At 36.5% G+C, this 16,098-nt stretch carries 15 protein-coding genes; all 15 read right to left on the minus strand.

Features of this window, described 5'->3' with window-relative positions:
- Positions 1 to 7: 7 nt before the first annotated feature.
- The 15 genes from FC19_RS11950 to FC19_RS07730 all read right to left on the minus strand — a co-directional run bounded on the left by FC19_RS11950 (position 8) and on the right by FC19_RS07730 (position 16,009).
- Entirely contained in the window at positions 8 to 517 is a 510-nt protein-coding gene (locus tag FC19_RS11950) for a phage holin (protein WP_083488404.1), read from the minus strand.
- A gap of 12 nt (positions 518 to 529) precedes the next feature.
- Complete coding sequence (locus FC19_RS07670) at positions 530 to 817, minus strand: hypothetical protein (RefSeq protein WP_057738173.1); 288 nt, start codon at positions 815 to 817, stop codon at positions 530 to 532.
- Positions 818 to 918: 101 nt separating this feature from the next.
- The gene (locus tag FC19_RS07675; RefSeq protein WP_057876396.1) at positions 919 to 3,678 is read right to left on the minus strand and encodes a CotH kinase family protein; all 2,760 of its coding nucleotides are present in this window, start codon (positions 3,676 to 3,678) and stop codon (positions 919 to 921) included.
- Between the two features lie 44 nt (positions 3,679 to 3,722).
- Complete coding sequence (locus FC19_RS11350) at positions 3,723 to 3,872, minus strand: DUF2977 domain-containing protein (RefSeq protein WP_083488405.1); 150 nt, start codon at positions 3,870 to 3,872, stop codon at positions 3,723 to 3,725.
- Between the two features lie 12 nt (positions 3,873 to 3,884).
- Positions 3,885 to 4,700 carry a hypothetical protein gene (locus FC19_RS07680; RefSeq protein WP_057876397.1) on the minus strand — a complete coding sequence of 272 codons (816 nt, stop codon included), beginning with the start codon at positions 4,698 to 4,700 and terminating at the stop codon, positions 3,885 to 3,887.
- Positions 4,690 to 6,156, minus strand: coding sequence for a metallophosphoesterase (locus FC19_RS07685; RefSeq protein WP_057876398.1), 1,467 nt, complete (start codon positions 6,154 to 6,156; stop codon positions 4,690 to 4,692). The genes FC19_RS07680 and FC19_RS07685 overlap by 11 nt, the downstream gene beginning before the upstream one ends.
- Before the next feature lie 11 nt (positions 6,157 to 6,167).
- Positions 6,168 to 7,973, minus strand: coding sequence for a phage tail protein (locus FC19_RS07690; RefSeq protein ID WP_083488406.1), 1,806 nt, complete (start codon positions 7,971 to 7,973; stop codon positions 6,168 to 6,170).
- On the minus strand, positions 7,903 to 8,715 hold the full coding sequence (locus FC19_RS07695) for a phage tail domain-containing protein (protein WP_235809346.1): 813 nt from the start codon (positions 8,713 to 8,715) through the stop codon (positions 7,903 to 7,905). The genes FC19_RS07690 and FC19_RS07695 overlap by 71 nt, the downstream gene beginning before the upstream one ends.
- Positions 8,716 to 8,756: 41 nt before the next feature.
- Entirely contained in the window at positions 8,757 to 12,890 is a 4,134-nt protein-coding gene (locus FC19_RS07700; protein ID WP_057876400.1) for a tape measure protein, read from the minus strand.
- A 254-nt stretch (positions 12,891 to 13,144) separates the two neighbouring features.
- A complete protein-coding gene (locus FC19_RS07705) occupies positions 13,145 to 13,627 on the minus strand; it encodes a hypothetical protein (protein WP_057876401.1) in 483 nt (160 codons plus the stop codon).
- Positions 13,628 to 13,680: 53 nt separating this feature from the next.
- The gene (locus tag FC19_RS07710) at positions 13,681 to 14,568 is read right to left on the minus strand and encodes a phage tail protein (RefSeq protein ID WP_083488407.1); all 888 of its coding nucleotides are present in this window, start codon (positions 14,566 to 14,568) and stop codon (positions 13,681 to 13,683) included.
- On the minus strand, positions 14,569 to 14,949 hold the full coding sequence (locus tag FC19_RS07715) for a DUF806 family protein (protein ID WP_057876402.1): 381 nt from the start codon (positions 14,947 to 14,949) through the stop codon (positions 14,569 to 14,571).
- Positions 14,949 to 15,344, minus strand: a complete 396-nt coding sequence (locus FC19_RS07720) for an HK97-gp10 family putative phage morphogenesis protein (protein ID WP_057876403.1) — start codon at positions 15,342 to 15,344, stop codon at positions 14,949 to 14,951. The genes FC19_RS07715 and FC19_RS07720 overlap by 1 nt, the downstream gene beginning before the upstream one ends.
- A gap of 4 nt (positions 15,345 to 15,348) precedes the next feature.
- Positions 15,349 to 15,702 carry a phage head closure protein gene (locus FC19_RS07725; RefSeq protein ID WP_057876404.1) on the minus strand — a complete coding sequence of 118 codons (354 nt, stop codon included), beginning with the start codon at positions 15,700 to 15,702 and terminating at the stop codon, positions 15,349 to 15,351.
- Positions 15,686 to 16,009 carry a head-tail connector protein gene (locus tag FC19_RS07730; protein ID WP_338037344.1) on the minus strand — a complete coding sequence of 108 codons (324 nt, stop codon included), beginning with the start codon at positions 16,007 to 16,009 and terminating at the stop codon, positions 15,686 to 15,688. The genes FC19_RS07725 and FC19_RS07730 overlap by 17 nt, the downstream gene beginning before the upstream one ends.
- Positions 16,010 to 16,098 lie beyond the last annotated feature (89 nt).

Genomic DNA, 16,098 nt, shown 5'->3' on the forward strand with positions numbered 1-16,098 from the left:
TTCCCTCCTATTTAGTTTGAGTACCGCCAGTGATTACATTGCCGTCATTATCAATTAATTCGCTGACTGGTTTAGCGTCCAACAAGGTTTGGTAATCTTTAGGATTGCTAGTTTTTATAATCTTAAGCGCTTTTGCGGCCTGCTCTTGAGCAGTATTTGCAGTTTCAGCTACCTGACTAACAACTTTTTGAGCACTGGTGGCGTTAACTGCTGCGCTAGTAGCAGTAGTGTTTGCTGAATTTGCCGTCTGCTCAATACTTTCAATTTGCTTAACAAGTTCTGAAAGATCAGTATTTGTTGACACCGGAGTAACTTCACTTATAACACCAATCAAGCCTAGAATAGTCAGTAATGTATTGATAATTGCCACAATCGAATTCCAGTCACCAGGGAACTTAATTCCAAAGGCAGCAAGTACCTGTTGTATCAAAACAATCGCTAAAGCAATTAAACCAGCCAAAACTTTACCATTCAAAGTTCCATCAGCTTGGACCAACTTTTCTTTGATTTTTTCCATTGATGAAATCCCCTATCTTTTTTCTTTTAAGTATTTAATTTGTTCATGGTGCCGATCTAAACGTCTGTCATGATCATCTAGTCTTTTTTCAAAAACAGTTAGCCTTTTATCGGAGTTTTTCATGCTGCTATTGAGATCATCCATGCTCTTAGTTAAACTATCCACTTTACCAGCAAACGGTGCGACAATGACGTACTTGAATACAAAACCGACTATCGCAGAAACTATTGTGATGAACGCTCCAACTATCCCCATCAAAGCAGCCCACTCAGTCCAATCAATCCCAAAAAATTCGTGCAACTCATCACTTCCTTTTTCCTACCCGCCCACCACTATTTTTGTGTAAAAAAACAAGTCTAGCTTTACACTTGACTTGTCTAAACTTGCTATTTTTTTAGATATTAATCAGCATCTAAAAATGCATCCATTTCATCTCCACGTTTGATTATAGATTGTTTAATTTGATTGAAATCGTTGGTAGTTGAACTTGGAATTGTAGGCCAGAGCTCCAAATTGCTTTCAAACTCGCTTTCTGGAATTTCAGAAATGAATTGTTTGAATACATCAATTGCTCTTTCATTATTCCATACTGAATTTCTAAGCATGGTCCATTGCTCCTTTACTTGATCAAACATCAAATTGTATATTCGTTTGAACAAGACATTGTAGTTAGCATTAGTAACAAACTTTCCAATATTTCCACTTAATGCAAATGATGTTTCATTACTTAATTTGCTTCCATTCCAATACAAGTACCATGTTGAATCTAAATCATATGGGATCATGTAGTACGTTTTCCCAGAATCCCACGTCAAAAGTATTAGCGATTTAGCAGTATTGTCCCATTCGTGTGCCCAAATTCCAAACAGATACGTGTTTATTACTGACTTAATATCAATATATTCTGCTAAATGTGCTTTAAAATCATTGTCTGTCGAAGTATTAATAAAATTCAAAAATGAACTGAAATTATTTATTAAATCAGGAGTCGGATCATCGTGAACTTCACAAGCGTAATTAGTTCCATCAATAGTGTCCGAGACGGTATTCAACAAACTATTAATTGTTTCAAATGATATTGCTTCATTAGTGTCAACATCTTCATCCATGCCAAATGAAACATCGTGTTTTGACAAATTCAGAGTATATAAACCTAAATCATTGCCATTTAGAAATACTTTAACTGGGAACCCATCCATCTGACCATAATTAGGTGCCTTAACTAAAGAGTCACGAACATCTGGATTTTTAATTTTAGTAACTTGAGTAGCTTTTGAAAAAATTCTAGCATTGCATATGTTTCTAGCTTCTGTAACATCTATAAAGTTTGCCTTTAAGACATAACTACTTTCATTAACCCATGTTGGCTTAAATCTAACCTTCAGCTTGTTCTTAACTTTATTATCTGAATAAAGTTTTAACTTATAGTTTTTCTTTGGATAAGCTTGAGAACTGTCGCCTTGCCATTCAATTTTAGCAAAGGCGTTGATTTTTCTCTCTTTATCAATGAAGCTAAAAGACGTGTTAGCATATTTACTGCCATTCATTGAAGAAACATCACCATTTAGTTGAATGACTGGCAAAGTATTTTGCTGAATGGAATTTCCTAAAACTTTCTTTACAGCATACTGTGCCAAATTGAATTCCAATACATCGAAATCAATGTTTTTAGTAATGTCAACTGCTTGGACATAGACAAAGATTGATTCCAAGCTACTTACATTAACATCAGGCAATGAACTTGGAGTTGGCAAAATTAAATCGTCAACACTTGCAACACTATTATTTTCCAAATTGAACTGTTTCAACGTAATGCGAGTTGATCCTGTTCCGTAGTTATATTGTGCATAAATTTTAAAACTATTGTTATCAGTGTTGTTTTTAATCCTTATTTTTGCTTTAATTTTATTGCCTGCAAAATCTTCGAAGTCAGATTGCATTTTGTTATAGTCAAGTTGCATATACATCTTTTTATCATTGACATCAATAGTTGAGGACTTAAAGTTAATTACTTTGTGTCCATTTACGACACCTTTGTATTCTTTGATGACATTGACAGGGACTACATTAGCAGTCGGATCATCATAAGATAATAATATGTTGTTGTTACCTACATGATTTAATTTGTTATCAGGCAAAAATTCAACTTTTGCATAATAAATATCCCAATTTATAGAATTGGCTGAACTATCAACGACTTGCACAGCTACTTTCTGGATGTTTGACTGTGTAGATCCAAGGCTTTTGATGCTAGGAATAGATAACGTATAATCATTGATTGCGTTTCTTAATCTCAATTTATCCACTTGATGTACTTGAATCGAACCATCGATATTATAAACAACAACCCTAACAGCAATATCATCTTTTCTGTCATTGTAATCTCTGATTTTAAGATTTAAGAGTATTGGGTAATAATAGTTGGACGATTTTTCAATCACATCAAACTCCATATTTATTCCACGATCGCCTTCAGTATTTGATGATGAGACATTCATAACCGGAGTTTGATCCCCACTATTATATTTATATTGCAGATTACTATTTACTGCTGAAAATCCACCATTATAACCCCATTTGCTTAAATTTCCATTGTCAATAGCGTTACTTTTTTCATTAGCATACCCAAAATCAACATTTTGTTCTTCCAAACGGGTGATTGCTAATCCACGAAGATAAAAATCAACACTAGTTTTATCTTTGGCAATCAAGCTAAAAACAATCTTTTCTAAATCGCTTATCGCAATTCCTTGCAAAGAAGGCAGTGGCATTACTGCATTTACTTTTGCTATTTTATTTGTTTTTAAGATGAACCCACTCAAACCTGTTATTTTTTTGACACTTCCATCTGTTCTTACCAAGCTCCAAATTAAGTCAAATTTTTGGTCTAAAGTTGAGTTATTTCTAATTTCAAATAAAACGTTGGCATTAAATCCAAAACGCCAATTATGACTTGCAATATCAATATCTGCGCAAACTCCCTTTCCAGCCGTCGTTGTATCCATTCCAGTAAAGTGTGCCCAGTTGCGATTAAAATCAGTTTTTATTTCCATTGATGTTGTGGAATTTGCTGGATAGTAAGGATTGACTAAAGTAGAATCAAGATCTGCATTTTGAATATAATTATTAACATCGCTTTCAGTTGCTACTAAATCACTCATAGAATTTCCTCCATATAAATAAATATTTTTATAAACATTGAAATCTAAACTAGATTGCCGTCTTCTAGTTTGTAATTTTTGAAATTAGAATAAAAATCGTCTGGAATATCTCCCTCATAATCTACTCCATCAGATATAGTTCCAATATCTGCATATCCAATCACATTATTATCACTGTCTAACTGTAATTGCATTTTGTTGCCCCCCTAGTGTATTGCATCTATACCAACAATTGTCCAATCATCAAAAGGAGAATTGTTTGCAGTAATTATGTTTCCTGTACTATCGTTTCCTATCAAGTATTTAAGGGCTGAAGCAAAGGTTATTGAAGCATTTGTTAAATTAATCCCAATTTGGCTTGATACTACTTGCAGTGAATCATCAGTTGGCTGAGTTGAGCTTAGTGTTTGTGTACTTCGGTAAGTTGGCACTAGAATTATGCTGAAAGCAACAAAACCTGGAGCATAGCCATAAATTCTCAGCCTAGTTCCACTCGAATTGTAGACTCCGCTTGGAATTGCCTCTTGAAATGTGATAGTTGAACCTTGTGAAGGTTTAAAGCTTCCTCTATATAGTTCCTGATATGTTGTTATCCTCTGCCAGGGTTGTTCTGTTCCATCATATTTTAGAGTCTTTATAAAGGAGACATTACTTGGAGTGTATGTCCAAATTAAAACCTTTGTTTTGTCCGCAAAAGATTTTATCTCTAAGGCTGCTGAAGTGTTCCAATTTTCTGGGGCCTCATTAATATTGTTAGGAACATGATATAAGCCATCTGCTAAAGTCTTAATGTCTGTAGAAGGGTTGGTTATCGCTGGTGATCCAAGATGTTTATCGGTCCAATTATACATTTCATACGGCATAAATCCTGAACGACCATTTCCGGCAAGGGGGTGCGCATCATTTATTCCATTGCCACCAGTCCATGATCCACTCCCATCAGCTCCGATGTGCTGTTCAACTTCCTTTTTTAAAAACTTCATGTCATTTTCCATCTTTTGGAACTGACTGTCAGTAACCATAGCTATAATCACTCCCTTGCCCAAAACGTTTGAATATTACTTGTCTATTAGTTGTATCAATTTCAATTATATCAAAAGCATATTGATCAATTGTTCCTAAGTCTGGATTAACTTTTGTTCCATTTATAACCCTACCGGATGGAATAAAGCAGCAACGCTCGGTCAACTTGACACCATCAATTTCTTGCATACTCATGTCAGAATGCTCATGACCAACCACCACTCCTGCTAGATCTCCATTGGACTTACTAAAATCAGCCTCAATTGTTGCTGGAAAGTTGTCATCACTACCTGTACCGGAATAAGTCGTCTTGCCAGCATATGCTTGCAAAACTCCATTTAATAAATCGTGATTTGTGTTATATGGATAGCTATCAATCGACGTAAAGGGTTTGTTGTTCCCATATCCTTGAAGAGGACAATGAGTTACTATCAAAACAGCATATCCATTAGGAACACTGGCAAGAGCATTGACTACAAATGTTAATTGTTTTTGTGTGATCACACTGTGATTGCCTCGCGAGTATATTAAATTACCATTATTATCATATTTTTCAGTTTGGTTATACGTGTTTAGACTAATCAAGCGTACCTTCTTATCGTTATAGTCCTTAAACGCATCAAAATCTGAACGTGTTTCTCCAAAGCTATGTGCATCATAGTTATAAAGCTTTAGTACGTCTGAGCGTGTTAAAAACTTTCCCGGAGTTGTGTTAAAAACCGTACCATCATCGTGGTTACCAAGCTGAACAAAAACATCTGTATGTGATAAAGCCAAGCGAATAATGCTTGCCACTTTTCTATTTTTTAGCAAAAGCTGATTCACGTTAGAATCTCCGCCATCAATATTATCTCCATTAACAACTACACTATCCAACAAACCATCAAACACAGCCATATTTGCAAGCATGTCATAGACTAAAGGACCAGCATTTTTAAAATTTTCATAAGCCTCCCAACTATATGCAGTTAAAAAATGTTCATCTTGTAAAAGTAAGCATTTAAAATTACTGCTAGTACTAATTTGTCCTGCAAAGGATTTTAAGCTATCAACAACCCCATCAACAGTATAATCACTGATAATAGAATCATCTAAGGAAACATAATCAATCATTGTGTCTATTTCATCTTTGGAATAGGTATCATTATTAAGACGCTCACCTAAACTATTAAAAGTTTTGCCTTTGGCATTGGTACGTGAATCAACCACCTCAGTGTTGTTTGTATTTTGTATCGCTTGTGAAGTCATTTTATTTTCCAGAGCTGAAATTTTTATATCCTGATCATCAAGTCTGCCCGTTAAGATATTCCAAAAGCTAGACCAGTACCCCATAAGGTGGTAATACCACCAACGCAATGTATTCCAATTTCCTTGCATGTGGTTTCTATAATTTCTATCTTGCAATCCGTTTGATTCATCAGTTAAATCTAATTTTGGTGGCCATTTAAATCCCATTTTTTAACCTCCTAAATAAATATTGGATAGTACCCATAACTTGCATCAACACCTAAATTGTTCCAATTTGAACTAAACTGCCATGCTGATGCACCTTGTGGTTTGTTTGTGGCACTATATGCAGCAATCCATCTATACTTCGCAATAGGCGTAAACCAATCATTGAATCTGCTCAAGCTTGCATAATCGCAAGTGTTCAAATATCCAGCATCCGTCAAGACCTTATAAAAAGCTGCTATCTGCTCATTCAATTTATCTTTTGTAATTGTAGCTTTATCAGCAGTCGGATCTAATGAAACATCCTCAACGTCAAGTGAAACAATAACGTTTGTCGGAATATTCTCAGCTTGTAATTGCGTTAAAAACGCTTGTCCTTCTGCCGTACCGTCACCCATAAAATAATGGTAACAACCTACCAAATCTAAACCAGCAGTTTTTCCATTATTTATCTGTGTAGTAGCGAGTTGATTAACATAATCTGTAGATTGTGTCAGTTTAACCATTAAGCCTTTGGCTCCGTAATTCACCAATTTGGTAAACCAAGCTACTGAAGTATCAGCATTATTGCTTGAGACATCCACAAATATGCCATTCGCCTGCAACTCATTAATTTTTTTAAGCATTTCCACAATTGCATCGTTTGTTGTTTGATAATCCTGACCAATTTTTGCATAATCACTCTTTAATTGATTAATTACGGCCTGTTGCTGCGCAAAACTTTCAGCTAGTTTCTTAGCTTGATTACGTTGATAATTCAGAATAGTCTTAGCGGTGTTGTTCAGTGTAATTGTTGTTGGCGTTCCAGGGTCCAACGGATAATATTGATACGATGCCACTTCAACATTTGTCACATATCTATCCTGACGATTTTCAAGTCTCATGTTTTCCATGAAAGTTGGTTCATCATTACCATCTTGAGTAACTTCGATGGTCAATGCTGGATCAGGTGCTAACTGTGAAATGCCATAGTTCTTCATTGAAGCAGCATCATGAAACCTATCATCAGAAATATCTCCACCATCACGCACGCCATAGCGAGCAATTGAAGCATCATCTGTTACATAAAACGGATCAAACCAATACGTTGGATTGTTACTATCACTGCTGTCTTTTTCAACACTCACACAACGCATCTTGTTGACTATTCCATTAGTCGAATCGTAGGTAAGTTTAAGCTCCCTAGTGTTATGGAGATAATCCAGCCTGTGTCCTAAATCTTTAACGAGTGCATCATGCTGATAAATTCTGATATTTTTGTTATCCGGCCAAAAAACAGCATCTGACCAGGTCGATATAATCTTACTCAACATATCTTTGCCAGAGCAATTACCTAAATCTGTAATCTGATCTTTGCTAAAGGATCCGATGACCTGCCAAGTAAACCCTTCTGAATTTCCACCCAAAATAAAAGACAGAACATCATCAACTGAATAAGTTAATGTTCCTGTCTTGACTGAGTGTTGCCATATTCTTGATACTTCATAGCTAACATGACTACATGTGACCTGAACTGTTGTAAATCCATTTGCATGATCTGGGACAAGCTGTTTAATGATATATTCCTGGTTATTCCAAAACACGCTTGCTTCGACACTAAGCATATTAAAGGCAATCGATTTATCATCATAGGCTGTAAACTGAAGTTGCCATGATTCATTTACTGATGGTTGAATATAGAGTGAGTTAAAAAACACACTCTTCAAAGGCTCTTTGTAGGCGCTGTTTAAGCCTTGAACTATTAACTTATCAGCCAATATAAATGAACGGAAAACTAAATGTAATATCAACTGTGGTTGCGCCAGTAGCCACAATATCATTCCAGCCTTTTTCTAATATCAGATTACCGTAATCTGTATTGGCACTTGCTGGGGTGCCATTCAATGTAGTATTGATTCCATCAAGAACAATGAGGTCACTACCATTTGAACTTTTGTTATATTTCCATGATGTCCCATTTGTCTTGTTTACCAGTTGCAAGCTATTGCCCTTAAATTTAACAATGATCTTTAAATCATGCCGCTGATAGTACGGGTCAATTGGAATATCACTCGCATTAAAAATCTTAAACTGCGGCACTGTATGGCGATAAATAAGATCTTCACCATTAGGCAAGTTCATCCCACGCTGCCAACCAGCTTCGTCACGTGTGTATAACGAATCAGACCGCAGCAAACTAAATTTATAGCCACTAGGATTTTCAAAGGGAATGGAAAATGTAGCATCATGAGCTCCGTCTTGAAAAGGCTTGATATCAAATGGAGTAGCTCTCGCAAAGCTGACTTTTGCCGGTTCTGCATCACTTCGTAACCTCATTAGTTTCTTTTGAATAAACAAACGGTATATATCATGTTTAGCTAGTTTCAAATCATACCAGTCAGAAAAATGTAAGCTGAAGTTAGCATTGAAAATATTTTTGTTAATTGAGGCAGTAGTAAATATACTACCATCAGAACCTGCGTTTTCTTGATAGTTATTCGTAATAGAAGGGGTGTCATCACTTCCTAAAAAGTCAAGTCCGTCAACTAGATCGGTTACATTTACTTCATCTTCATCAGCCACTTTTACCTTAAGCCATGGTTCTGAAATTGTAATCACCTTCTTTAAATTGCTTGCATATCACTCATACTTTGATCTAATCCTTGTTGACGATACTTAGCTTGTTGGTCAAACGTGCCTATACCTTTAGTAGCATCAATTTGCTGTTTCATTAACGAAAGTAATTGGTCAAATTTAACAGACACATCTTCAACTTTGTTTTTAAGTTTTTCGACTTGTTCATCTTTTTGATCAGACATTTTTGAAACAACATTTTGACTATTTAATTGTCCGTCAGCATAATTATCAATAACTTCTTTCAATAGCGACCAAGCTCTAGAGCTTTGGCCAACCATTGGAATGACCATTTCTTTCTTATTTCCTTCGGCAACCTCTATCATCTGGTTTGTTGACACAATTCCACCGTTAGCCATGCGCTTGTGACCGGTAGGACCCCAACCGCCTTTAACAGAAATATCTGAAAGCCAGTTTGAATCATTGAATAAAGCTGTTAATTGTGACCAGCCACTAGCAAGATTGGCTTTAACACCTTTAGGTACCCAAGATGATAATGTAGGCTGGATATACTGTAGAAGTCCTTTACTTGGTGTACCAGCTTTAGCATTACTATCCCAATTATTGGTTACTGTAGGGTTACCATTTGATTCTTGTGCTATACGGTGCAATACCGCATTCATCCCTGCACCAGATAAATCAACGTGCATTTTGGCTGCGGCTTTTTTAATTGTATCTTTCCAACGAGTTACACCACTGCCACCAGGATTACCACTATCCCCCATATCCTCAAACATTTTTTTTACCCATTTAACTGCACTTTTAGCAACTGTTCCAGGAAAATGAGTGATAATATCAGATGCCATTCCAGCCTTGCTAGATATGCCATTAGTAAATTTTTTAAATACGCCTTCCATGAAATCAATAGGGTGTGCAAGTATTTTATCAACATCGTCAAGAATATCCTTGCCTTTATTCCACATAGAACTAAAGAACGATCCAATACCACTCTTATACGCTGGAACGCCAAGCATCTTAGCTAAGCTAGCTGACCTGTCTCCATCTAAAACAGAAGTACCTTTAGGAAGTGGCACGATTATATTTCTATCTTTAGGAAACATTCCTATTTCACCCGTGGGTAAATGGAACATCTCACGATAGTTAGTACCTGGAGCATCATTGACCATGGCTAATCCACCTTGGTGTGTATCTTTAGTACCCGTAGCATAACTGGGCATTGGTACACTCCAACTAGCGCCAATCTTATCAGCACCAACTTTATCAAGCACCCAGTTAATGCCTTTTTTAAGGCCGCTTAGCATACTATTGAATGGTTTTAAAACTCCACGCACAATTCCAGTGAAAGCATGATGAACTTTATCGATAGCACCGCTCACAACATCATGAATTTTGCCAAATATAGATTTAAAGGTATTAAGTACATCGCCTAATCGGCCACCAGTCAAATCATTTAGTTTGTTATACATACCAGTGAAAACATCACGCATAAATTTATTAATACTATTTGCTACATTTTTAAGGTCAGATCCAACTTTGCCCCACTTACCTGTCATTACATCGTGCCAGGTTTGAGTGTAATTTTGCAGTACCGAGTAACCATCTTTAAATGTGCCTTTATGGCTACTCCACATATCTTTTGCATGCCCAATAGTCCACTTTTTCATGTTACTAAAGCCACTTGAAATTTTACTTGCTCCATCGGATGTCCAATTTTTTACATTATTCCAACCATCACTAAATGCAGATTTAGTATTTTTCCACGCTTCCGATGCATGCTTTTCCATGCCCTTTTTCATATTTCCCAACCAGCCAGTAACACCTTTATACATATTTTCAATGGCACCGATTGAATCTTTCCATAAAACCTTAAAGAATTTTGTTACATTTTTCCATGCATTTTGTGCAGCCTTAATTAAACTGTTAACAAAAGCTCTGAATTTGGCATTGTGCTTATAAAGTTCAACAAGGGCAGCTATCACAGCAGCAATAGCTGTAACAATCAAGATAAAAGGATTAGCTTTCAAAAAGTTGAATGCCAATTTAATCCCGGAACCCGTTATTTTTGCTGTTTTTAGTAAACCGGTCATAGCTAACTGTGCACCTTTTGTCACTATTGAAGCTGTCCATTTCAAGCCTTTGCCCACACCTAGTGCTATTCCCTTTACCCCCTTAGCAAACAAGGAAAGTTCTTTCTTACCTGTAGCTCCATCTATTTTAGGCTTGAATACGAGCCTTTTTGCTATGCCACCCAAAGTGCTAGCGGTTCCTTTCATCACATCTAAGCCTTTGAAAGCAATAGCTAAACCTGATATCGCTTTACTTGCAAGTAAACCATTAGCCGCAATGGCCGCAAACGTTTTAGGGTGATCAGAGGCTAGCTGACCAACAATCTGAAGAACAGGTTCAAGGTCCTTTAAAGTCTGTACTAAAACCGAAAAAGATGTTTTGGAAGCTGTTTTCATTGAAGAAAAAAGCTCCTTTATCTGATCTTTATGAGCTACTATCGTTGCACCCAATTTGTCAATTCCCGTTTGCAAGTTAAAAAGGCCCTTGGTTAAACCATCACCTAGATTAACTTTTTTTGAGTTTCCAGCAAATGCAGTAATTATATCGTTAATCTGCATTTGGAATGCATCACCAACAGCTTTAAATTCTTTTTTTGTATCAGAATCTTGTATCCAATGCGATATTTGACCAATAAAAGGATTTTTCATTTTTCTGATTGGTTCATAAAGAGCATCTAGTAATGCCGGCGATTGTGTTTTAATAGAACGTACCATGCCGGGCCCAGTCTTCATCAAATTTTCAGAAGCAGATTGGTACTTTTTGCCTAACTCATTCATTACTGTTTCAGCATCATCTGCTGATACTTTTCCAGCACTCATCTCGTCTCGCAACTGGGACATAGTTAGTTTGTGATTCTTCTGCTTTTCTCTCTCATATTCAAGAAGCTTTTCACCATACATCGGTAACTGATCTTGAATCATATTGAAATCACCTAATTGCATCTTAGAAGACGAGAGCATATGAGTGAAGTTAGTTCCTAAACGCTTAGTATTGTCAGCAGACAAGCCTAATGTATCAGACATAGTTAAAATTGATTTAGTCAATGTTTCAGTTCTTGGTGCATTATCAAATACGTGATAAAATTGTTGATCTAATTCGTCAACAACATTTATAGACTGATTGTAAGCAGCTGATAAGTGGTTAGAAATATCTACCATTTGCTGGCCTTTACCATGAGAACCTGTCAAAGTATCCCAAGTTGATGCCATAACTTGTTGCTTGTTATCATATTCAACTACCGCGTCCTTTAATTCTGAAAAGTGAGCTTGAACAGAAGCTAATACATTAGTAATTCCGTTTGCAACTAGATGTGCTCCTAAAATAGTTCCAAATAAGTGTGACGTTTTTTCGGCTTTTTCGTTAACGTCTGTTAAACGGCCTTTTATTCCATCCATGAAACTACTAGGCTTTTTATTCATAGACTCTCGCAACTCATTCATTTCAGTCTTAGTTTTAGCCATTGCCGTTCCAGTCTCATTTAATCGAACTTGCTGCCTTTTATAGGCATCACTAGTAGCACCAGACTCACTAGCGACCCGTTTTAGTTCCTCTTGTTGCTTAGAGTATTGTGATGAAAGATTAGACAAAGATTGTTTTAAGCCACTCATTTTAGCTCTGTTGGCTTCTTCGGCTTTCCCCTCAGCTTGTAAGCGCTCAACGAAACTTTTTGAAAGTTCATTGGACTGACGGTAGCCTTTTTGCAAATCAGCTAGCCCACTAGCATAGTACGTCATGCTAGACTTTGCACGTGTTTGTTGTGCTTCTAAGGAAGCAAGCTGTTTAGTTGATGAATCAATCTGTTTCTGCAACTTTAAATAAGATTCAGCGCCCTCTTGGGTAGTTTTGTCTAGTCCGTTTTGGCGACTTTTAAGCTCATTAATTTTGGCTTTCTGCCTATCAATAACGTCGCCTAATCCATTAAACCTTGTTTGTGCAGCTCCAATAGCATCTCCAGATGATTTCAATGCTGTTTCTTGTGCTTTCCATGCATTGGTAGCAGCACTAACAGCATCTTTTAATCCCTTTAAAGATCCAACAGCTGAAACAGTATTGATAGCAACACGAGTTGCCATTTCATATTGAACATTCGCTGTCATTTTTCAACCTCCTTTCATGTAAAATAAAAAGCAGATGATAGCCTTTGGTTAGCCCCTCATTCTTCTATGTGCTTCTGCCGCACTTAATGCTCGTTTATCACGAGGCTTAGAACTCATGACTTCCAATAACTCAAAATAGTCTTCTTGATCAATAGTACTGAGTGATATGCCAGATTCAAAAAGTAATCGTTTTTTGAAATACATATAGTCTTCAATTTCATTTTTAAAGTTATAATCTTGCTTTTTAAGATCTACTAATCTTTTTTTGGGTCCTTATCTCCATTAACAGGCTTGAAATTAATATCTGAATCATTTAATTGTGGGTTTTTAATCTTAGTGATGACATACGAGACGAACTCGCCAAGTTCTGCAAATCCAGGTAATGTTTTTTTGGCCTTCAAAATTTGTTTTTCATTTAAATTAAGTGATTGCTGAAGGAAAGCAAATAGCTCGTTGCCAACATCTTCCTCTTTATTTATATCTTTTTGGGCTTCTTCAGCATCCGCCAAGTTAGCTTTTAATTTTTCAAGTTCTGTCATTGCTTTTGTGTCTTTTTGATTTTCACTCTCTTTTGCTTTTTTACTTTCTTTGTCAGCAATAGACTGTTTTAGTGACTGAATGCTTAAACCATTTAATTCTTTAGCGACTCTCGTGGCCTCTGTTTGCAAATAAAACGAAGGCAAAACGCTTATCTCTTTTTTTATTCCAATTCTTTCAGCGTTAATTTTAATAATCAAAATAATTTCCTCCTAATTTCGTCTCACTTTTATCGTCTCTGTGTTTTGCTTAATTAAACAGCTGTTGACTCAAACGAACATGTAGCTAACTTACCGCCATCTTCTGTCTTGGCAGTGAATGTACCTGAACCCGATCCAACAAAGGCATAATTTCCATTTTCATCAATTGTTGCCAATGAAGCATCAGATGTTATAAATGTAGTATTTTTATTTGTTGCATTGTCTGGAGATATCATAGCCGTAATCTTACCATTATCGCCAACTTTGCCATTTACTGTCACTTTGTCCAGTGCAATTCCTGTAACTGGTACTGAAGATTCTGTATATCCACCGAAAACTTCTTTCCGCATAGCGACCTCATCAAAAGTGGCATCCGCACTGTAAAAATACTTATATGGGCGTTGCACACCTTGATCATCTACAAACACTGTTTCTCCAAGCGGGTCGAGTGCATCATATTCAAACGTACCATTATAATCAACTTCGGAATTTGTATTTGTTCCGTGACTATGACCAACTTCGATCATTTCACCATTAGCAAAACAATCATAGAATAAATGTCCTTCAAAATCGTAAGATGCCACAATAACTGCTACGTGTGGTTTCTTCGAGCTGGATAATACATAGCCACCCTTACCATCTGATACATAGCCTTTCATTTTAGCCATGACTGAACCATCCATATCCAACATAGTTAAAGCTAAGGATGGGGTTTGTGCCCCATGTGCCATTCTTTTGCTCTTGCCATTGGCATACTGAGCAGTCCCTTTTTCTTCCAACCCGGTAATGTTAGCTGTCGTAGCACCTTCACCATCACCATCTGCGTGATAAATTCCGCTAGCTGACAATCCTTTTGCGGCATCTGCAATAATTTTCCCTGTATCATCCAACTTAGCAAACTCAACCCATGCGATATCTTTAAAACTAACACCTACTGGCATTTAAATTCCTCCTTTAATGTTTTTGACAAAATAAAAGACCTTCGTCCATTGTTTTGAGACGGGGTCTTTTACTCGACTCTTAGATTGGTCAATACGCCAGCCATTCATCACAAAGAGCTCAGCAAGTGCAATCTCAGAATCTTGAAAATTTAATTTTGCTTTTAAAACATAGAATATTTGTACTTCTACGCCTATTTGCCAACTTTTAAACATCCCATTGGCATAATAAAAAGGCTCATTCACATATTCGGTAATCACCATAGTAGTTTGTTCTGTACTAGGTGTTACTCCGTCTGGAATTGAGCCTTGAAATAAATTATCGATCCAGCTTAAATTTGCAGATTTAACTACATTTTTAGCTTGGACTACTGGTAAATCCACTAACCATCACCGCCAGTCAGTTCCTCGTACTTCTTCTTTTCTGCTGCAAAGACTTCACTTCGTGATTCACGTCTTGCGTTGTCAACAAAGTGTGTAGCTTTCATATTTACCGTCCCATCATTCAAAAATCCTGCCACATAAGCTTTTTTCCCAAATCCAACTGTGCTATTGCCGTTTTTTTCTTTATCAATATCTGTTCCTTGACAAACAATATTGTCAGCCAAATGTCCATATTTAACATCATTATGGCTTGATCTGTGCTTTTCTGTTTCAGCTTTTAAATGTTTGACAAAGACTTTAGCACCTGCTTCTGTAATTTGTGCCTGTTGTTCAGTATTAATGGCTTTCTTTTCAACACTATTCAGCCAATCGTGCAGTTGATCATCAAGTCCCATTTAATCACCCCACTTTAGCGACCTTTTTTAACATGATTAGGTCATATCCGACTGGCAGTCCAGTTGAATCCATTGAGTTAGAGATGACTGTATAAATAATATCATCAGCGTCACTAGTGAAATGTGCTTTTGTGCCCTTTATAATTTGTGGATTTCTTCTGACAGCAATTGTGATCGTATCGTCAAATTCTGTTCCTAATAACTGATACTGTTGAAGCTGAGTTCGCTGGTAGAGTGCATAATGCAAGGTGTACTCAGGAAAAAAATTAGTGTCGTAGTCTCCAGCATTATTATTTTCAACATTTTTTACACTCCCAAACTCAATCGTTTTATTGAAACGACTAACCGCTATTTTCATTTTTAGCTCTCCTGATCTTCCAACGTATGCCGTTAATCATATAAAGATAACTTGGTGGATAAGCATCTTGAACAGTTGCAAGTTCTCCTCGATTGTAATAATTAAAATCAACAAAGACTTTTACAGCTTGGTTAAACAATTTATAACCTCGATATACTGAAACATCGACCGTTGGATCAATATTTCCCATAATATCCTCTTCAGCCATACTAATCAGGTCTTCCAAAACATCTGTATCAATTCCGTTATCTAGATTTAAATATTTTTGCATATCCGAAGTATTCACACCTGCCGCATCATCTGCCACAAAATCACTCCTTCAGAACCGCCAGAACTGCATGCTCTCACTGTTTATTTCATGGGCGATTATCTATCTTAATGCTGAAATAGTGCTTA

This window comes from Liquorilactobacillus aquaticus DSM 21051 (assembly GCF_001436755.1).
In the GTDB taxonomy this organism is placed as follows: domain Bacteria; phylum Bacillota; class Bacilli; order Lactobacillales; family Lactobacillaceae; genus Liquorilactobacillus; species Liquorilactobacillus aquaticus.